The organism is Ramlibacter cellulosilyticus (assembly GCF_014297465.1).
Taxonomy (GTDB): Bacteria; Pseudomonadota; Gammaproteobacteria; order Burkholderiales; family Burkholderiaceae_C; genus Ramlibacter; species Ramlibacter cellulosilyticus.
In genome coordinates this window covers 302,741-319,982 of record NZ_JACORT010000005.1, presented here as the reverse complement: position 1 = coordinate 319,982, position 17,242 = coordinate 302,741, and the positions used below count along the sequence as shown (strand labels likewise).

The following is a 17,242-nucleotide window of genomic DNA, read 5'->3' as shown; positions in this document are numbered from 1 at the left end:
ACATGACCGCCAAGTTGATCCACGGCTACGAAGTCGTCATCGGCTTCGAGACGCACGCGCAGCTTTCCACCGAAAGCAAGATCTTCAGCCGTGCGCCGACCCGGTTCGGCGCCGAGCCCAACACGCAGGCCTCCCCGGTGGACCTGGCGCTGCCCGGCACGCTGCCGGTGATGAACCGCGGCGCGGTGGAGCGAGCCATCCGCTTCGGGCTGGCGATCGGCGCGCACGTGGCGCCGCGCAGCATCTTCGCGCGCAAGAACTACTTCTATCCGGACCTGCCCAAGGGCTACCAGATCTCGCAGTACGAGATCCCGGTGGTGCAGGGCGGCGTCGTCGAGTTCTTCGTGGACGGGGAGAAGAAGACGGTGAACCTCGAGCGCGCGCACCTCGAGGAGGACGCGGGCAAGTCCCTGCACGAGGACTTCGTCGGCCAGTCCGGCATCGACCTGAACCGCGCCGGCACGCCGCTGCTCGAGATCGTGACGAAGCCGGACATGCGTTCGTCCGACGAGGCGGTCGCCTACGCCAAGGAACTGCACAAGATCGTCACCTGGATCGGCATCTGCGACGGCAACATGCAGGAAGGCAGCTTCCGCTGCGACGCCAACGTGTCGGTGCGCAAGCCGGGGCAGCCGTTCGGCACCCGTCGCGAGATCAAGAACCTCAACTCCTTCAAGTTCATGAAGGAGGCGATCGACTTCGAGGTGCGCTGGCAGATCGAGCAGCTGGAAGACGGCCTCGCGATCCAGCAGGCCACGGTGCTGTTCGACCCGGACACCGGCGAGACCCGCGCGATGCGGACCAAGGAAGACGCGGCGGACTACCGCTATTTCCCGGACCCGGACCTGCCGCCGCTGGTGATCGCTTCCGAGTGGATCGAGCGCGTGAAGGGCGAGATGCCGGAACTGCCGCGCGTGATGGCGGCGCGTTTCGTGGCGGACTACGGGCTGCCGGAGTACGACGCCACGACGCTCACGCAGAGCAAGGCGATGGGCGCCTACTTCGAGGAGGCGGCGAAGGCGAGCGGCCAGGCCAAGCTGGCCAGCAACTGGATCATGGGCGAGGTGTCGCGCCGGCTGAATGCCGAGGAGATCGGCATCGCGCAGGCGCCGGTGCCCGCCGCCACGCTCGCGAAGCTGCTGCAGCGCATCGCGGACGGCACGGTCTCGAACAATGCCGCGCGGCAGGTCTTCGATGCCTTGTGGAGCGGCGAGGGCAGCGACGTGGATGCGGTGATCGAAGCCAGGGGGCTCAAGCAGGTGAACGACACCGGCGCCCTGGAGAAGATCGTCGACGAGGTCATCGCCGCCAACCCCGCCAACGTCGAACAAGTCCGCGCCGGCAAGGACAAGGCGTTCAACGCCCTGGTCGGCCAGGCCATGAAGGCGAGCAAGGGCAAGGCGAATCCGCAGCAGGTGGGGGAGTTGCTGCGGAAGAAGCTGGGGGTGTAAGGGGGCTCGGAGCCCTGGAGGCCGGGTTGCGCGAAAAGCGCACCCCGGCGATGCGCGAAAAGCGCTGGGGTTCGCTGACGCGAAACCCAGCCTACGCTTCAGCGCCTCGAGGACCGCATCAGCGCGTCACCGCCGCGGGCATCGCCGCGGCCTGGTTCTGCGCCCACACCTGCCGCAGCCGGGCGAGTTCCTCGTCGTAGCGGGCAGCGATGCGCTTCTTCTCGTCTTCCTGGGCGGCGATGAAGCGCTGCTGGGCGGCGACCTGCTGGTCGTTGTCTTCGAGCTGGCGCTTCAGCTGCGCCGGCAGCGGCTTCGGGGCCTTGTAGAACTCGCTCTCGTCATCCAGCTTCTTGCGGTCGGCCGCCAGTTCCACGATGCGCTTGCGGGCGGAGGCGATCACCCCGTCGATGGCCTGCAGGGCCTTGGCGCGGTCCGCGTCATGCGCGGCCTGGTTGGGGTAGCGGGCCACCAGCAGCTTCTGCACGCGCTTCTGTTCCGCGGACCGTTGCTGTTCCTCCGCTGCCTTCTTTTCGCGTGCGTCGATCTCGGCGCGCTCGGTCGCCGTCGGCGTGGGCGGCACCACGCGGCGCAAGGTCCCGCTGGGATTCATCTGCTTCTGTTCCCGGTCCGCGCATTCCGGGATGGGGCGGTCCGACGTGAGCCGGCGGCCCTTGGCATCCACGCACACGTAGATGCCCTCGGCCCATGCGCCGGTCAGCGCTCCCGCCAGCAGGCAGGTGCAGGCAAGGCGGATCGGACCGGACATGGGACCTCCCTTGGTTCAGCCGGCGCCGTAGCGGTCCCGGTAGGCCACCACTTTCGCGTGGTATTGCCCCAGGTCGTCGCCGGCGTGCTGCTCCAGGTAGAGCAAGAGGTCTGCCAGCCTGGCAATGGCACAGACCTGCAGCCCCAGTTTTTCACGGACATACTGCACGGCGCTCCAGGGCACGTCCTGGCCATTCTCCGTCGCCTTCTCCTGCCGGTCCAGGGCGATCGCCACCGCGTGCGGGGTCGCGCCGGCCGCCTGGATCAGGGCGATGGACTCGCGGGCCGCCGTGCCGGCCGACATCACGTCGTCGACGATCAGCACCTTGCCGCGCACCGGCGCGCCCACCAGCGTGCCGCCCTCGCCGTGGTCCTTGGCTTCCTTGCGGTTGTAGGCATAGGGAACGTTGCGGCCGAGGCGCGCCAGCTCGATGGCGACGGCGGCGGCGAGGGGAATGCCCTTGTACGCCGGCCCGAAGAGCATGTCGAACTGCACGCCGGAAGCCAGGATGCGCTGGGCATAAAATTGCGCCAGCTGCCCGAGCTTCTCGCCGTCGTCGAACAGGCCCGCGTTGAAGAAATAGGGCGAGAGCCGGCCCGCCTTCGTCTTGAATTCGCCGAAGCGCAGGACGCCCGACCGCACCGCGAACGCCACGAAATCCTGCGCCAGCCGGTCCTGGCCCGTCACCGCCATCATGGGAAATTCCTTGTTCAAACTGACCAGCCTCAACCTGAACGGCATCCGTTCGGCCGCCAGCAAGGGCGTGGAGGCATGGGTCGCACAAAACTCTCCGGATTGTATTTGCGTGCAGGAGGTGAAGGCCCAGGCGGAGGACGTGCACGGCAAGCACGACAGCCTCGCCGGACTCAGGGGGCATTTCCACTTCGCCCGGAAGAAGGGTTATTCGGGCGTCGGCGCTTTCTCGAAGCACGAGCCCAGCGACGTCGTCGTCGGCTTCGGCTGCCCGGAGTTCGACGAGGAGGGCCGTTACGTGGAGCTGCGCTTCGACACGCCGCAGCGCAAGCTCTCCATCATCAGCTGCTACTTCCCCTCCGGCTCCTCCGGGGAAGACCGGCAGGCGGCGAAGTACCGCTTCCTGGACGCGCTCGACCCGCACCTGGTCGCCCTGAAGCAGTCGCGCGAGTTCATCCTGTGCGGCGACGTCAACATCGCCCACCACGAGAAGGACCTCAAGAACTGGAAGGGCAACCGCAAGAACAGCGGTTTCCTGCCCGAGGAACGCGCCTGGATGACAAAACTGTTATCCGAAACCGGCCTGGTCGACGTTTATCGTCACCTCCACCCCGAGACCACGGACGACTGTTACACCTGGTGGAGCAACCGCGGCCAGGCCTGGGCGAAGAACGTGGGCTGGCGCCTGGACTACCAGATCGCGACGCCCGGCCTGGCGCAGTCGGCCCGCGATGCGGCCATCTGGAAGACCACGCGCTTCAGCGACCACGCGCCGCTGACCATCCAGTACGAAATAGGTCTCTGATCCGGGGCGGTGGCGGGGCGCCTGCGCGTCCCGCCCTTCCTGCCTTCCCCTTTTCCTGACCACAGACCGCCGGGTCTGTACTAGCATCGCCGCACTTGCAAGGTGCACCGGAGCTTCGCGGCCGCTGCCGCGGGCCACCGGTTTCCGACAGGAGAGGTGATGGGCGAACAAGATCCACGAGCGCCGTCGACGTTCCGGGAGGAACTCCGGACGTTCCTGTTCCTGACCGTGGCCATGGCCCCGATCCTCGCGGTGGCGATCGTGGGCGGCTACGGCTTCGCCGTCTGGATGTACCAGCTGGTCACCGGGGACCTGCCCGGATGAACGGCGCCGAAATCCACGTGGCCGGTGTCCTGGTCCACGCCAGGCCCGAGAGCCTGCACGACGTCTGCGTCGCCGTCTCCCTCCTGCCGAACGCCGAAGTGACCCACGAGGCCGCCGACGGGCGCGTCGTCGCGGTGCTCGAAGCCGCCACGAGCCGCGCTGTCATGCAGCAGCTCGATGCCATCCGCTCGGTCCGCGGCGTCCTGAACGTCGCCGTGGTCTACCAGCACGCCGAGCCCGAGGAAGCCATGAACGAGGAGATCCCGGAATGACGAGCCGCCGCGATTTCATCCGGCAGACCGCGTCTGCGACCACCGCCTTCGCCGCCGGCCTGCCCGTCGCGGCCGGCGCCCAGAACGTGGTGACGGACGCGTCCCGCACGCAACTGAAATGGTCGAAGGCGCCTTGCCGCTTCTGCGGCGTGGGCTGCGGCGTCAACGTGGCGGTGAAGGACAACCGCGTGGTCGCCACGCACGGCGACATCCAGGCGGAGGTCAACCGCGGCATCAACTGCGTCAAGGGCTACTTCCTCTCCAAGATCATGTACGGGGAGGACCGCCTCACGCGTCCGCTCCTGCGCATGAAGGACGGCAAGTACGACAAGAACGGCGAGTTCCAGCCCGTGTCGTGGGAGGTCGCCTTCGACACGATGGCCGCGCAGTTCAAGCGCGTGCTCAAGGAGAAGGGCCCGACCGGCGTCGGGATGTTCGGCTCCGGCCAGTGGACGATCTGGGAAGGCTATGCCGCCGCCAAGCTGTTCAAGGCCGGCTTCCGCTCGAACAACATCGACCCCAATGCGCGCCACTGCATGGCGTCGGCGGTCGCGGGCTTCATGCGCACCTTCGGCATGGACGAGCCGATGGGCTGCTACGACGACATCGAGCAGGCCGACGCCTTCGTGCTGTGGGGCTCGAACATGGCGGAGATGCACCCGATCCTGTGGACGCGGGTGACCGACCGGCGCCTGTCCGCGCCGCACGTCAAGGTGGCCGTGCTCTCGGTCTACGAGCACCGCTCGTACGAACTCGCGGACATCGCCCTGACCTTCCGGCCGCAGACGGACCTGGCGATCCTGAACTACATCGCCAACTACATCATCCAGAAGAAGGCGTACGACCAGGCGTTCGTCGACAAGCACACGCGCTTCATGATCGGCAACGCGGACATCGGCTACGGCCTGCGGCCGGAGCACCCGTTGCAGATGAAGGCGAAGTTCGCCTCCGACACCGGCGGCGGCCGCCCCGCCAACTTCGACGAGTACGCGAAGTTCGTGAGCCAGTACACGCTGGACAAGGTGGCCGAACTCTCCCGCGTGCCGAAGGAGCGCATCGAGCGGCTCGCCGAGCTGTACGCAGACCCCAAGGTGAAGGTCGTCTCCTTCTTCACCATGGGCTTCAACCAGCACACGCGCGGCACCTGGTGCAGCAACCTCCTCTACAACCTGCACCTGCTCACCGGCAAGATCTCCACGCCGGGCAGTGGCCCGTTCTCGCTCACCGGCCAGCCGTCGGCGTGCGGCACGGCGCGCGAGGTGGGGACGTTCAGCCACCGGCTGCCGGCCGACATGGTGGTGACGAACCCGAAGCACCGCGCGATGGCGGAGGAGATCTGGAAGCTGCCCGCGGGCACCATTCCCGACAAGCCCGGCTACCACGCCGTCCTGCAGAACCGCATGCTCAAGGACGGCAAGCTCAATGCCTACTGGGTCCAGTGCAACAACAACATGCAGGCGGCCCCGAACATCATGCAGGAGGCGATGCCGGGCTACCGCAACCCCGCGAACTTCATCGTGGTGTCGGACGCGTATCCGACGGTGACCACCATGGCGGCCGACCTGGTGCTGCCCACCGCCATGTGGGTGGAGAAGGAAGGGGCCTACGGCAACGCCGAACGCCGCACGCAGTTCTGGCACCAGCTGGTGAAGCCGCCGGGCGAGGCGCGCTCGGACCTGTGGCAGCTGATGGAGTTCTCCAAGCGCTTCCGCATGGACGAAGTGTGGCCCGCCGACCTGCTCGCGAAGGCGCCGGAGTACCGCAACAAGACGCTGTTCGACGTCCTGTTCGCCAACGGCCAGGTCAATGCCTTCCCGCTCACGCACATGGAAGCGGGCTACGACAACGACGACGCGCGCTCCTTCAACTTCTACGTGCAGAAGGGCCTGTTCGAGGAGTACGCGAAGTTCGGCCGCGGTCACGGCCACGACCTCGCGCCCTTCGACACCTACCACCAGGTGCGCGGCCTGCGCTGGCCGGTCGTGGACGGCAAGGAAACGCTGTGGCGCTACCGTGAAGGGACGGACCCGTACGTGAAGAAGGGCGAGGGCGTCCGCTTCTACGGCCACCCGGACGGCAAGGCCGTGATCTACGCCCTGCCTTACGAGCCGGCCGCCGAGGAGCCGGACCAGCAGTTCCCCTACTGGCTGTGCACCGGGCGCGTGCTGGAGCACTGGCACTCGGGCTCCATGACGCGCCGCGTTCCCGAGTTGTACCGCGCGTTCCCCAACGCCGTGGCCTACATGCACCCCGAGGACGCCGCTGCCTTGAGCCTGCGGCGCGGCGACGCGGTGGAGATCGTCTCGCGCCGCGGCAGCATGCAGACGCGCGTGGAGACCCGCGGCCGCAACAAGCCGCCGCGCGGCCTGGTGTACGTGCCCTGGTTCGACGCCAGCCAGTTGATCAACAAGGTGACGCTCGACGCGACCGACCCGATCAGCTTCCAGACGGACTTCAAGAAGTGCGCGGTCGCGATCCGCAAGGTGTCGGCATGAGCACCGCGCGCCGACTCCTCCTCGCTTCCGTGGCCTGCGTCTTCGCGGTGCTGGCCGGCTGCAACAAGGCCGAGCCGCCGCCCGCGGAGCCCCCGAAGCAGCAGCCGCAGCCCCAGGCTCAGGCGCAGCAACCGACCACCGCGCCGACGGTGGTCGCGTCGCGCGAGATGGCGCCCGGCATGGACGTGATGCGTGGCGCGCCGATCACGGAGACGACGAAGCCGCCGCCGATCACCAACCCCGACAACAGCGACATCAAGCGGGTGCGCAACTACTCGATGCAGCCGCCCGTCATCCCGCACAAGGTCGAGGGCTACCAGATCGACAAGAACGCCAACCGGTGCATGTTCTGCCACGCCCGCACGCGCACGCAGGAGAGCCAGGCGCCGATGATCAGCGTCACGCACTTCCAGGACCGCTCCGGCAACCACCTGGCCGAGCTCTCGCCGCGGCGCTACTTCTGCATGCAGTGCCACGTGCCGCAGGCGGACCTGCAGCCGCTGGTGGCCAACCGCTTCGTCGACGTCGACGCCATGCTGAACCCGCAGGCGGCCGCGAGCGCGGCGGCGAGCACGCCGGAGAGGAAGTAAGGCATGCGCGGCCTCGTTCGCCTCGCGAAGCGGTACTGGACGGTGCTGTGGCGGCCCAGCCGCTACTTCAGCCTGGGCTTCCTCACGATCCTGGGCTTCGTCGCCGGCATCGTGTTCTGGGGCGGCTTCAACACGGCGCTGGAACTGACCAACACCGAGAAGTTCTGCATCGGCTGCCACGAGATGCGCGACAACGTCTACCAGGAGCTGCAGGGCACCATCCACTTCAGCAACCGCAGCGGCGTGCGCGCCAAGTGTTCGGACTGCCACGTGCCGCACAACTGGACGGACAAGATCGCGCGCAAGATGCAGGCGTCCAAGGAAGTGTGGGGCAAGATCTTCGGCACCATCAACACGCCCGAGAAGTTCGAGGCCATGCGGCGCACGCTCGCCGAGCACGAGTGGGAACGCATGAAGGCCAACGACTCGCTCGAGTGCCGCAACTGCCACCTGTTCCAGTCCATGGACTTCACCAAGCAGAGCAAGCGCGCGGTCGATGCGCATTCGACCCAGCTCGCCAGCGGCGACAAGACCTGCATCGACTGCCACAAGGGCATCGCCCACCGCCTGCCGAACATGGCGGGGCGTCAACCGTGAGCCTGGCGGCGGAGGGCCTGGCCCTCGGTCGCGGCGGGCGCTGGCTGGTGCGGGACATCGGCTTCGAGCTCGCGCCCGGCCACGCGCTCCTCGTGCAGGGCAGCAACGGCTGCGGCAAGAGCACGCTCCTGCGCACGCTGTGCGGCCTGCGCGCGCCGCAGGCGGGCACGCTGCGCTGGCGCGGCCGTGCCTTGCCGCAGGCCACGGCGGACCTGCAGGCGAACCTGGCGTACCTGGGGCATGCGGATGCCACCTCGGGCGAACTCGCGCCGCCGGAGAACGTGCGGTCCCTGCTGGCGCTCACCGGCGAAGCGTGCACGGACGACGAGATCGATGCGGCCCTGCACGCGCTGGGCCTCGCTGCGTACCGCCACGTGCGGGGCCGCGCGCTGTCGCCCGGGTTGCGGCGCCGCGCGGCGCTGGCGCGCTTCTGGGTGACGCGTCGCCCCCTCTGGGTGCTCGACGAGCCGCTCGCCGGCCTCGATGACCATGCCACGCGCGCCGTCGTGGACCGCGTGCGCACCCACCTGCGCGCCGGCGGATGCGCCGTCCTCAGCTGCCACACCGACACATGGACCCGGACCGAGCTGCCGTTGCACCGCCTGCGCTGGTCCTGATCCCGCAGGCGCCGACCGACGCGCCGGGGCCTTCGCCCTGGGCGGCGGGCCGCGCCATGCTGGCGCGCGGCCTGCGCCTCGCGTGGCGCCGGCCGGCAGATGCCGCCACCAGCGCCGGCTTCTTCCTGCTGGTGGGCGCGCTGGTGGCGCTCGCGACCGCGCCCGCGGGCCTGCCCGCGCCGCTCACCGCCGCCGTCGCGGCCTGGGTCGGCGCGCTGCTCGCCACGCTGCTCGCGCAGCAGCAGGGCATGCGCGAAGAGGCGGCGGCGGGGATGCTCGACCAGCTGCGGCTCGCCCCGGGCGGCGCGCTGGCGCCGGTGGCGGGCTTGCTGGCGGCGCAGGTGGTGGCGACCGTCGTCCCGCTCGTCCTCGCCACGCCGGCCATCGCGCTGTTCTTCCAGCTCTCCGTCGCGCAAGGCGTGGCGCTCGCGGTGTCGCTGCTCGCGGGATTGCCCGTGGTGGTGGTGCTCGCGCTCTTCGCGGCCACGCTCACGCTCGCCAGCCGCACGACGCCGGCCGCGCTGGGGCTGCTCGTGCTGCCGCTCGCCGTGCCGGTGTTGCTGTTCGGCGTGCGCGCCGCGGATCCCGCGGCGGGTGCGGGGGCGCTGTGGCTGCTGTGCGCGTGCTCGCTTGTCGCGGCCACGCTGGGGCCGTTCGCGATCGCAGCCGCCTTGTCGCTGGAGGACGCCGCATGAAGGCACTGCGTCCCGCGCGCGCCCTGCTGTCGCCGCCCGTGTTCCTGCCGTGGTCACGCCGCTGGGGGCTGCGGCTGTGGTGCCTGGCCGCGATCGCGGCCGCGTGGGGCTTGTGGAACGCGTTCTTCGTCGCACCGACCGATGCCGCGCAAGGCGAGGTCTACCGCCTGCTGTACCTGCACGTGCCGACGGCGTGGATGTCGATGTTCGTGTACTTCGTGATGGCGCTGCACTGCGCGGCCGGGTGGATCTGGAACACGCGCGTCTCCTGGGCGCTGGCGCAGGGGCTCGCGCCGGTCGGTGCCGGCTACACCGCGGTGGCGCTGCTGACCGGCTCGCTGTGGGGGCAGCCCACCTGGGGCACGTGGTGGGTCTGGGATGCGCGCCTCACGTCCGAGCTCCTGCTGCTGCTCCTGTACGCGGGCGTGATGGTGCTGCAGCACGGCTTCGAGGACCGCGAGCGCGGCCGCCGCGCGGCGGGCCTGCTCGCGATGGTCGGCCTGGTGAACCTGCCCGTCATCTACTTCTCCGTGGTCTGGTGGAACACCTTGCACCAGGGTGCGACGCTGTCGCCTTCGCAAGGCGCACAGTTGGCGCCGGCCATGCTGCACGCGCTGCTCGCGATGGCCGTCGCCGCCTGGTGCCATGCCGCCGGCTCGGGGCTGCTGCGAGCGCACCTCCTCCTGCGCGCGGAAGGGCGCCGCGAAGAGCAGTTCGCGCGCTCCCGCGACGGCGCGCCGGCCGCGCAACTGCAGCCCGCCACGGCAGGCTCGGAGCTTTCGCCCACATGAGCATCGACTGGACCGCCTTCTGGCAACTCGGTGGCCACGGCATCTACGTGTGGCCGGGTTACATGGCCGCCGCCGTGCTGGTGGCGCTGGAGGCTGCCTGGCTCCTGCGCAGGTTGCGCAGCGGCGGACCGGAGGACGACGCATGAGTCCCGCGCGCCGCCGGCGCCTGCTCCTGCTGCTGGCCATCGTCGCCTCGCTGGGCGTGGCGGCGGCGCTCGTGCTCTCCGCGCTGCGCGACAACCTGCTGTTCTTCTACACGCCCGCGCAACTGCAGGCGATGCCCTCGGGCACGCGCCAGGTCGTGCGGCTGGGCGGCATGGTGGAGGCGGGATCGGTGCAGCGCGAAGCACAAGGCCTGAAGGTGCGCTTCGTCGTTGCCGATGGCCAGGCACGCATCCCGGTGGAGTACGAGGGCCTGCTGCCCGACCTGTTCCGCGAGTCGCGTGGCGTCGTCACCTCGGGGCGCCTCGGTGCGCAAGGCGTGTTCGTCGCGCACGAGGTGCTGGCCAAGCACGAGGAAACCTATGCGGCACCCGCGCCGGATCACGGGGCGGCCGCGCGGCCGCCGTGGGTGAAGGCGCCATGATCCCGGAACTGGGCCTCTTCGCGCTCGTGCTGGCGCTGTGCTTCGGCCTGCTGATGGGGGCTGCGGGCACGCCCCTGCTTGCGCGCGCCGGAGTCGCTCCCGGCAGTGCCGACGCGTGGGCCGCGCTCGCGCGCCGGTCCGCCACCATGGTCCTCGTGCTGTGCGGGATCGCCACCGCCGCCCTCGTCTGGGCGTTCGTGTCGCACGACCTCTCCGTCCGCTACGTGGCGTCCAACAGCCACTCCACGCTGCCGCTGCTGTACCGGCTCTCCGCGATGTGGGGCAGCCACGAAGGCTCGATGCTGCTGTGGGTGCTGACGCTGGCGGGCTGGGTGAGCGCGGTCGCGCTGTCGACGCGGCGCGTCGAGGCGGACCTGGCCTGCCGCCTGTTGTCGGTGCTCGGGCTCGTGCAGGCCGGGTTGCTGCTCTTCGTGCTGCTCGGGTCCAACCCGTTCACTCGGCTGATCCCGTCGGCTGCCGAAGGCGCGGACCTCAACCCGCTGCTGCAGGACCCGGGCATGGCCTTCCACCCGCCCGCCCTGTACCTCGGCTACGTCGGCTTCGCGGTGCCGTTCGCGTTCGTGGTCGCGTGCCTCTGGGCGGGACGCATGCCGGCGACCTGGCTCGCGTGGCTGCGGCCGTGGGCCCTCGCCGCGTGGGCGGCCCTGACGGTGGGCATCGTCCTCGGCAGCCACTGGGCCTACCGCGTGCTGGGCTGGGGCGGCTGGTGGTTCTGGGATCCGGTGGAGAACGCATCGCTGCTGCCCTGGCTCACGGGCGTCGCCCTGTTGCACCTGCTGCCTGCTGCGATCGCGCGCGGGACGTTCCGGCGCGCGGTGGTGCTGCTGGCCATCGCCGGCTTCGCGCTCAGCCTCATCGGTACCTTCCTCGTGCGCTCCGGCGCCATCACCTCCGTGCACGCCTTCGCGACGGACCCGCGGCGCGGCGTGTTCATCCTGTCGCTGCTCGGGCTGACCGTCGGGACCGCCTTGCTGCTGCACGGGGCGCGCGCGCACCGCCTGGCGTCCGGGCCTCCTTTTGGGCTCGTGTCGCGGCAGACCTTCCTGCTCGTGAACGCGCTGCTCTTCTCGGTGGCTTCGGCGACCGTGCTGCTGGCCACCGTGTACCCGATGGCGCTCGAGGCCTTCGGCGGGCCGCGCATCTCGGTGGGCGCGCCGTACTTCGAGGCTGTCCTGGTGCCGCTGATGCTGCCTGCGCTGCTGGCGATGGTGCCCGCACCGCTGGCGGGCTGGGACCAGGCCGCGGGGCGCGACCTGCTGCGCCGCTGCGCGTGGGCGGCTGGCGCTGCGCTGGGCGCGGCCTTGCTCGCTGCGGCCCTGCACGCGGACGCGTGGCGGTTCGGGCCCGTCCTGGGAGCGGCGGTGGGCACCTGGGTGCTCGCCGGCACGCTCTTCATGGCGGCGGCGCGCGTGCGGCGCGACGGCCGCCGGGCGCTCACGCGGCGCAGCGCCGCGCTGTGGATCGCGCACGCCGGCATCGGCGTGTTCGTGGTCGCCGTGTCGCTGCTGCGCGGCGGCCAGGTCGAACGGGAAGTCGCGATGGCGGTCGGGGAGACGCAGGCGCTCGGCCGCTACCAGGTCACGCTGCAGGAACTGCAGGCCGCGGCGGCGCACAACCACGATGCGGTGCGCGCGCGCTTCCTCCTGCGCGACGGCGCGGGCCGCGCGCTGTCCGTGCTCGAGCCGCAGAGCCGCCGCTACCGCACGCAGGAGATGACGGTCTCGGTGCCCGCCATGGACATCGGCCCGTGGCGCGACGTCTACGTGGCGCTGGGCAACGAGACCGCGCCCGGCACCTGGGGCGTGCGGCTGCAGTACAAGCCGATGATGTCCTGGGTCTGGATCGGCTTCCTGCTCGCGGGCGTGGGCGCGGCGCTGGGTGCGCTGCCAACGCGCCGCACGGCGCCGGCCGCGGAGCCCGTCGCCGGCATCGACGGCGACGCGCCCGCCACGGGAGCCCTCGCATGAAGCGGCTGCTGCCCTTGCTCCTGCTCGGCGCGCTGATGGCGCTGCTCGCCGCCGGCCTGCGCCAGCAGCCGCAGGTGCTGCCCTCGGCGCTCGCCGGCAAGCCGCTGCCACCGCTGGACGCGCCCCTGCTGCACGACGGCGGCCAGCGCTTCGACGCGTCCGCCATGAAGGGCCAGGTGTGGCTGCTCAACGTCTGGGCGACCTGGTGCACCGGCTGCCGCGAGGAGCACGACACGCTGCTGGCCATGGCGAAGCAAGGGCTGCTGCTGCACGGCGTGAACTACAAGGACGATCCCCAGCGCGCCGCGACCTATCTGCGAACGTCGGGCAATCCGTTCCGCTCCAGCCTGGTGGATGCGGACGGGCGCCTGGGCATCGACCTCGGGGTGTACGGCGTGCCCGAGACCTTCGTCATCGATCGCGAAGGACGCGTGCGCATGCGCCATGCGGGGCCGCTGACGCCCGAGCTCGTGCGCGACAAGCTGCAGCCGCTACTGCAGGAGTTGCGGCAATGAAGGCGCTCGCGCCCCTGCTGCTGGCGCTGGTCGTGTCCGCGGCAGGCGCCACGCCGGACCGCGTGCACGCCCTCGCCACCGAGTTGCGCTGCCCCGTGTGCCAGAACCAGAACCTCGCCGATTCCAACGCGGACCTGGCCGTGGACCTGCGGCGCGAGATCGCGCGGCAGGTGGCCGCCGGCCGCCAGGACGAGGAGATCCGCCGCTTCATGGTGGAGCGCTACGGCCACTACGTCCTCTACGACCCGCCCTGGACGGCGCACACGGCGCTGCTGTGGTGCGCGCCCGCGCTGCTGCTCGCCGTCGGCGGCCTCGTCGCGTGGCTGCGCCTGCGCCGGCGCGAGGAGCAGGCCGCATGAACGCCATGCAGGCCGCCTTCGCCGCGCTGGCGCTGCTGCTCTGCACGGGTGCGCTCGCATGGGTGCTCGGGCCCTTGCGCGACGCGCGGCGCGGCGCCGCGCATGCGGTCGCGCTCGCGTTGCCGCTGGCCGCGGTGGCGCTGTACCTCACCCTCGGCAGCCCGCGCGTGCTGGAGGCGCAGTCCCAGGCGGCGGCGCATCCGCAGACGCCGGCCGACCTGCAAGGCATGGTCCGGCGCCTGGAGGCGCGCCTGCAGGCCGACCCCGCCGACGTGGAAGGCTGGTTCATGCTGGCGCGGTCGCACCAGGTGCTCGAGCAGTGGGAGCTGGCGGCGGCGGCCTATCGACGCGCGCTCGCGCTGGCACCGGACGACGCGGACCTGCTCGCGGACCTCGCCGACGCGCTCGGCGTGGTGGCGCAGGGCGAGCTGGCCGGCGAACCCACCGCGCTGCTGCAGCGCGCCGTACTGGCCGCTCCCGCGCATCCCAAGGCCCAGCTGCTGCTGGCCACCGCGGAGTTCCGGCAAGGCCGCGTCGCGCAGGCCCGCGAGCGCTGGCAGCTGGTGGTGCAGACCGCGCCGGCCGAGTCCCCGGCGGCCCGCATCGCCCGGGACAGCCTGGAGAAGCTGGCCCCACCCGCGCTGCCTGCGAGCGCGCTGCGCTGAAGTGCGCCCCCGGGGCTGGCATGATCCTGCCCCTGACCTCCGCGTCCCGAGCTTCCCTCCGCATGCCGTTCCCTGTCCCGTTCGTCCCGCGCTCCACCAGCAGCCGGGCGCCCCGCCCGTGATCGTCCGCGACCGCCCCCGGGGCCTGCAACTCTTCTACATCCTGCGCGGCTCGGTGCTGCCGCACATCGCGTGGGAGCTGGCCGTGTGCACCGGCGTCGCCGTGCTGGTGACGCTGACGCACGGCTTCGTCTACCAGTGGAAGATCACGTTGACGACGGTGCCGTTCACGCTGATCGGCCTGGCGCTCGCCATCTTCCTCGGCTTCCGCAACAACGCGGCCTACGATCGCTACTGGGAGGCACGCAAGCTGTGGGCCGACCTGCTGCATCGCTCGCGCAGCTTCGCGCGCGAGGTGCAGACGTTGCTGCACTTCGACGCGCCGGCGGGGCCCGAGGACCGCGACGACCCGCGCCACCGCATGGTGATGCGCACCATCGCCTTCGCTTCGGCGCTGCGCCACGAACTGCGCTGCACGGACGCGAAGCCGGACATGCGCCGGCTGCTTTCGCCGGACGAGGCCGAGGCTTTCGCCGCGGCGCGGTTCCGCACGGACTGGCTGCTGCGCAAGCAGGGCGAGGACCTCGGCGCCTTCCTGCGCGCACGCAGGATCGACGCCCCGGTGGCCGCCGACCTGGACCAGACGATCTCCGCGTTCGCCGCCGTCGCGGCGGGCTGCGAGCGCATCAAGTACACGCCGATCCCGTTCCCGTACACGCTGCTGCTGCACCGCACCGCCTGGCTGTATTGCTTCCTGCTCCCCTTCGGCCTGGTGGACCTCGTCGGCTTCATGACGCCCTTCGTGGTCGCCATCGTCGCCTACACCTTCTTCGGGCTGGATGCGCTCGGCGACGAGATCGAGGAGCCGTTCGGCACGGCCGACAACCACCTGCCGCTCGATGCGCTGTGCCGCGAGATCGAGATCAACCTGCTGGAGGCCCTGGGCGTGAAGGAGCTGCCGCCGCGGCTGAAGCCGGTGGACGGCCGCCTCACCTGATGTGGGGACGGGGCTCCCCGCACCAGAGGGATTCCCCGTAATCCGCGCCGGGAGGCCGGTGGTACTGTGGCGTTCCTCATCCTCCAGGGGCACGCGATGCAGACGAAGACTGGCGTTCCGGCACTCCTCTTGTCTCCGTACCGTCTCGCGCTGCGATGTCTGGCGCTGCTCGCGTTCCTCGGCTTCGGCGGGCACGCGGCGGCGAACACGCTGACGCAGAACGTGTCCTGGACCATCGACCGGGCCGGCACCACGACCAAGTACCGCGTCGTGGCCTACGGCGACTCCATCTATGCCGGCTACAACGGTTCCACGCTCAACGCCGCCAAGTACGCGGCCCCGACGGTCGATGCCGAGTACCTGTCGGCGCTGTGGAACGCCGACATCGAGAGCGTGCGCCGGGCCAAGTCGGGCGCGGTCGCCTCGGACATCTACAACAACAAGATCGTGGCCGAGCGCTCGTACATGCAGGCGAGCTCCACGCGCGTCGTGACCTTCGAGATGTGCGGCAACGACGGCCTGCAGGCGCGGTCGAACTTCAAGGGCCAGACGGGCACCTGCAACTACGCGCAGCTCGACACGGCGGTCAACAACTGCAAGACCTACGTCGCGGCCGCCATGGACTACATCAACGCCAACGCGTATCCGGGCACGAAGCTGAAGATCATCTCCAACCTGCACTACCCCGGTTATGCAGCGGACAACGTGCAGAGCTCGTGCCGCGACGCGAGCACCGGCGCGACGGTGAACCTGCAGGCGCTCTTCCTGCCCCGGATCGCCACGATGAACTACTGGATGTGCGAGTTCGCGCGGCAGAAGGGCTTCCAGTGCGCGGACAGCTTCGCGCAGTACATGGGGGCGGACTACGACAGCAACGGCGACGGCCGCATCGATTCGGACGCGTTGCGCTACGTGGCCGGGGAAAGCGAGTCGGCGTATGTCACGCGCCTCACGACGACGCTGCGCTCGACCATCCGCGACGCCAACACGCACTTCGTGTCGTCCACGAGCAGCTACGACTACATCCAGTCCGACGACACGCACCCGACGTACACGGGCGGCACGGTGAACGCCGGGCTGTTCGGCGGCACGACGGGCACCGGCGCGGCGCGCTACACCTCCTTCACCAACGGCAAGAGCCCGATCTGGAACCAGTACGGGCACGAGCGCATGGGCTGGGGGCTGTCCACTGCCAATCCGGCAGCGCCCTGACGGGAAGCGAGCCTCCGGGCCATGGGCAAGCCGCGCCGCAGCGACACGCCGAAGGACGACGACGTCCGCAGGGACGGCGCGTGGCGGCCGTCCCTCGGCCTGCTCGCGGCCGCGGTCGTGGTCTGCGCCGGCGGGTTCGCGTGGTGGGCGAGCGCCGCTTCCGCGCCGGCTGCTGCCGTCGCTGCGTTGCCGGCGCCGGTGGTTCCCGTCGCCGTGCAGGTGCCGGCGCCCGCGCAGCCGCCTTCCGCGGCGCCGGCGCCCGCTGCTCCCGCAGCGCCCGCGATCGCGAAGCCGGCCGAGCCGCCCGCACCAGCGCGCATCGTCCGCAACCGCGACCCGTACGGCGACCAGACGCCCGACCTGTCCGACTACGTCAACCCGGGGGAACTGCCCACCATGGCGCAGGTGATCGAGCGCCTGCACCAGGCGGGCGTGCGCAGCGGCCTCGGCGCTTTCTCGCCGCCCGGCACGCGGCCGCCGCTCGTGGGGCTGGCGGTGCCCGAAGACTTCGCGCTGCCGGAAGGCTACGTGCGCCACTACCAGGCCACCGATGACGGGCAGCGCATCGAGCCGATCCTGATGTTCGCGCCCGACCGCCCCGTCTTCGACGCCGCCGGCAACCCCGTCACGGTGCCGGAGAGCCGCGTGGTGCCGCCGGAGCTCGCGCCGCCCGGCCTGCCGCTGCGCCGCATCGCCATCCCCGCGCCGGTCGATCCGGCGAAGCCGAGGAGCTGACGATCGCTTTCCCATCGACCCGGCTGCGC

21 protein-coding genes are annotated in these 17,242 nt (G+C 70.6%); 19 read left to right on the top strand and 2 right to left on the bottom strand.

The features are described from left to right. Nucleotides 1–2 precede the first annotated feature (2 nt). A complete protein-coding gene (gatB, locus tag H8N03_RS14310; RefSeq protein WP_187076854.1) occupies nt 3–1,451 on the top strand; it encodes an Asp-tRNA(Asn)/Glu-tRNA(Gln) amidotransferase subunit GatB in 1,449 nt (482 codons plus the stop codon). A 118-nt stretch (nt 1,452–1,569) separates the two neighbouring features. Here gatB and H8N03_RS14305 read toward each other — a convergent pair whose 3' ends face one another. Beyond that, nucleotides 1,570–2,217 (bottom strand): DUF4124 domain-containing protein, encoded by a 648-nt coding sequence (locus H8N03_RS14305; RefSeq protein WP_187076853.1) that lies wholly within the window; start codon nt 2,215–2,217, stop codon nt 1,570–1,572. 15 nt (nt 2,218–2,232) lie between these two features. Beyond that, nucleotides 2,233–2,913: an orotate phosphoribosyltransferase gene (pyrE, locus tag H8N03_RS14300; protein WP_187076852.1), complete on the bottom strand. Its 681-nt coding sequence runs from the start codon at nt 2,911–2,913 to the stop codon at nt 2,233–2,235. Between the two features lie 10 nt (nt 2,914–2,923). Between pyrE and H8N03_RS14295 the strand changes: the two genes are divergently transcribed. The 18 genes from H8N03_RS14295 to H8N03_RS14210 all read left to right on the top strand — a co-directional run bounded on the left by H8N03_RS14295 (nt 2,924) and on the right by H8N03_RS14210 (nt 17,213). Next, on the top strand, nt 2,924–3,715 hold the full coding sequence (locus tag H8N03_RS14295) for an exodeoxyribonuclease III (RefSeq protein WP_255428209.1): 792 nt from the start codon (nt 2,924–2,926) through the stop codon (nt 3,713–3,715). A gap of 159 nt (nt 3,716–3,874) precedes the next feature. Next, complete coding sequence (gene napE / locus H8N03_RS14290) at nt 3,875–4,039, top strand: periplasmic nitrate reductase, NapE protein (RefSeq protein WP_187076850.1); 165 nt, start codon at nt 3,875–3,877, stop codon at nt 4,037–4,039. After that, the gene (locus tag H8N03_RS14285; protein ID WP_187076849.1) at nt 4,036–4,311 is read left to right on the top strand and encodes a chaperone NapD; all 276 of its coding nucleotides are present in this window, start codon (nt 4,036–4,038) and stop codon (nt 4,309–4,311) included. Before napE ends, H8N03_RS14285 begins: the two co-directional genes overlap by 4 nt. Beyond that, complete coding sequence (gene napA, locus H8N03_RS14280; RefSeq protein ID WP_187076848.1) at nt 4,308–6,806, top strand: periplasmic nitrate reductase subunit alpha; 2,499 nt, start codon at nt 4,308–4,310, stop codon at nt 6,804–6,806. The genes H8N03_RS14285 and napA overlap by 4 nt, the downstream gene beginning before the upstream one ends. Beyond that, nucleotides 6,803–7,396: a nitrate reductase cytochrome c-type subunit gene (locus H8N03_RS14275; protein WP_435531668.1), complete on the top strand. Its 594-nt coding sequence runs from the start codon at nt 6,803–6,805 to the stop codon at nt 7,394–7,396. Before napA ends, H8N03_RS14275 begins: the two co-directional genes overlap by 4 nt. A gap of 3 nt (nt 7,397–7,399) precedes the next feature. After that, nucleotides 7,400–7,993, top strand: a complete 594-nt coding sequence (locus H8N03_RS14270; RefSeq protein WP_187076847.1) for a NapC/NirT family cytochrome c — start codon at nt 7,400–7,402, stop codon at nt 7,991–7,993. Beyond that, entirely contained in the window at nt 7,990–8,610 is a 621-nt protein-coding gene (gene ccmA, locus H8N03_RS14265; protein WP_187076846.1) for a heme ABC exporter ATP-binding protein CcmA, read from the top strand. The genes H8N03_RS14270 and ccmA overlap by 4 nt, the downstream gene beginning before the upstream one ends. Continuing rightward, on the top strand, nt 8,565–9,305 hold the full coding sequence (locus H8N03_RS14260) for a heme exporter protein CcmB (RefSeq protein ID WP_187076845.1): 741 nt from the start codon (nt 8,565–8,567) through the stop codon (nt 9,303–9,305). Before ccmA ends, H8N03_RS14260 begins: the two co-directional genes overlap by 46 nt. Continuing rightward, a complete protein-coding gene (gene ccmC, locus H8N03_RS14255; protein ID WP_187076844.1) occupies nt 9,302–10,096 on the top strand; it encodes a heme ABC transporter permease CcmC in 795 nt (264 codons plus the stop codon). Before H8N03_RS14260 ends, ccmC begins: the two co-directional genes overlap by 4 nt. Further along, a complete protein-coding gene (ccmD, locus tag H8N03_RS14250) occupies nt 10,093–10,242 on the top strand; it encodes a heme exporter protein CcmD (protein WP_187076843.1) in 150 nt (49 codons plus the stop codon). The genes ccmC and ccmD overlap by 4 nt, the downstream gene beginning before the upstream one ends. Further along, nucleotides 10,239–10,682 (top strand): cytochrome c maturation protein CcmE, encoded by a 444-nt coding sequence (gene ccmE, locus H8N03_RS14245; RefSeq protein ID WP_187076842.1) that lies wholly within the window; start codon nt 10,239–10,241, stop codon nt 10,680–10,682. The genes ccmD and ccmE overlap by 4 nt, the downstream gene beginning before the upstream one ends. Next, a complete protein-coding gene (locus tag H8N03_RS14240; protein ID WP_187076841.1) occupies nt 10,679–12,670 on the top strand; it encodes a heme lyase CcmF/NrfE family subunit in 1,992 nt (663 codons plus the stop codon). Before ccmE ends, H8N03_RS14240 begins: the two co-directional genes overlap by 4 nt. Continuing rightward, entirely contained in the window at nt 12,667–13,185 is a 519-nt protein-coding gene (locus tag H8N03_RS14235) for a DsbE family thiol:disulfide interchange protein (protein ID WP_187076840.1), read from the top strand. Before H8N03_RS14240 ends, H8N03_RS14235 begins: the two co-directional genes overlap by 4 nt. Continuing rightward, complete coding sequence (locus tag H8N03_RS14230) at nt 13,182–13,544, top strand: cytochrome c-type biogenesis protein (protein WP_187076839.1); 363 nt, start codon at nt 13,182–13,184, stop codon at nt 13,542–13,544. Before H8N03_RS14235 ends, H8N03_RS14230 begins: the two co-directional genes overlap by 4 nt. Beyond that, a complete protein-coding gene (locus H8N03_RS14225) occupies nt 13,541–14,209 on the top strand; it encodes a tetratricopeptide repeat protein (protein ID WP_187076838.1) in 669 nt (222 codons plus the stop codon). Before H8N03_RS14230 ends, H8N03_RS14225 begins: the two co-directional genes overlap by 4 nt. A gap of 118 nt (nt 14,210–14,327) precedes the next feature. Beyond that, entirely contained in the window at nt 14,328–15,266 is a 939-nt protein-coding gene (locus H8N03_RS14220) for a bestrophin family protein (protein WP_187076837.1), read from the top strand. Between the two features lie 96 nt (nt 15,267–15,362). Further along, on the top strand, nt 15,363–16,478 hold the full coding sequence (locus tag H8N03_RS14215) for an SGNH/GDSL hydrolase family protein (RefSeq protein WP_255428208.1): 1,116 nt from the start codon (nt 15,363–15,365) through the stop codon (nt 16,476–16,478). A 21-nt stretch (nt 16,479–16,499) separates the two neighbouring features. Next, nucleotides 16,500–17,213, top strand: coding sequence for a hypothetical protein (locus H8N03_RS14210; RefSeq protein WP_187076836.1), 714 nt, complete (start codon nt 16,500–16,502; stop codon nt 17,211–17,213). Nucleotides 17,214–17,242 lie beyond the last annotated feature (29 nt).

Excerpts from the sequence above, each read along its gene's own strand:
- gatB (WP_187076854.1), top strand. The coding sequence starts at position 3 with ATGACCGCCAAGTTGATCCACGGCTACGAAGTCGTCATCGGCTTCGAG.
- H8N03_RS14305 (WP_187076853.1), bottom strand. The coding sequence starts at position 2,217 with ATGTCCGGTCCGATCCGCCTTGCCTGCACCTGCCTGCTGGCGGGAGCG.
- pyrE (WP_187076852.1), bottom strand. The coding sequence starts at position 2,913 with ATGATGGCGGTGACGGGCCAGGACCGGCTGGCGCAGGATTTCGTGGCG.
- napE (WP_187076850.1), top strand. The coding sequence starts at position 3,875 with ATGGGCGAACAAGATCCACGAGCGCCGTCGACGTTCCGGGAGGAACTC.
- H8N03_RS14285 (WP_187076849.1), top strand. The coding sequence starts at position 4,036 with ATGAACGGCGCCGAAATCCACGTGGCCGGTGTCCTGGTCCACGCCAGG.
- napA (WP_187076848.1), top strand. The coding sequence starts at position 4,308 with ATGACGAGCCGCCGCGATTTCATCCGGCAGACCGCGTCTGCGACCACC.
- H8N03_RS14275 (WP_435531668.1), top strand. The coding sequence starts at position 6,803 with ATGAGCACCGCGCGCCGACTCCTCCTCGCTTCCGTGGCCTGCGTCTTC.
- H8N03_RS14270 (WP_187076847.1), top strand. The coding sequence starts at position 7,400 with ATGCGCGGCCTCGTTCGCCTCGCGAAGCGGTACTGGACGGTGCTGTGG.
- H8N03_RS14260 (WP_187076845.1), top strand. The coding sequence starts at position 8,565 with ATGGACCCGGACCGAGCTGCCGTTGCACCGCCTGCGCTGGTCCTGATC.
- ccmC (WP_187076844.1), top strand. The coding sequence starts at position 9,302 with ATGAAGGCACTGCGTCCCGCGCGCGCCCTGCTGTCGCCGCCCGTGTTC.
- ccmD (WP_187076843.1), top strand. The coding sequence starts at position 10,093 with ATGAGCATCGACTGGACCGCCTTCTGGCAACTCGGTGGCCACGGCATC.
- ccmE (WP_187076842.1), top strand. The coding sequence starts at position 10,239 with ATGAGTCCCGCGCGCCGCCGGCGCCTGCTCCTGCTGCTGGCCATCGTC.
- H8N03_RS14240 (WP_187076841.1), top strand. The coding sequence starts at position 10,679 with ATGATCCCGGAACTGGGCCTCTTCGCGCTCGTGCTGGCGCTGTGCTTC.
- H8N03_RS14235 (WP_187076840.1), top strand. The coding sequence starts at position 12,667 with ATGAAGCGGCTGCTGCCCTTGCTCCTGCTCGGCGCGCTGATGGCGCTG.
- H8N03_RS14230 (WP_187076839.1), top strand. The coding sequence starts at position 13,182 with ATGAAGGCGCTCGCGCCCCTGCTGCTGGCGCTGGTCGTGTCCGCGGCA.
- H8N03_RS14225 (WP_187076838.1), top strand. The coding sequence starts at position 13,541 with ATGAACGCCATGCAGGCCGCCTTCGCCGCGCTGGCGCTGCTGCTCTGC.
- H8N03_RS14215 (WP_255428208.1), top strand. The coding sequence starts at position 15,363 with ATGCAGACGAAGACTGGCGTTCCGGCACTCCTCTTGTCTCCGTACCGT.
- H8N03_RS14210 (WP_187076836.1), top strand. The coding sequence starts at position 16,500 with ATGGGCAAGCCGCGCCGCAGCGACACGCCGAAGGACGACGACGTCCGC.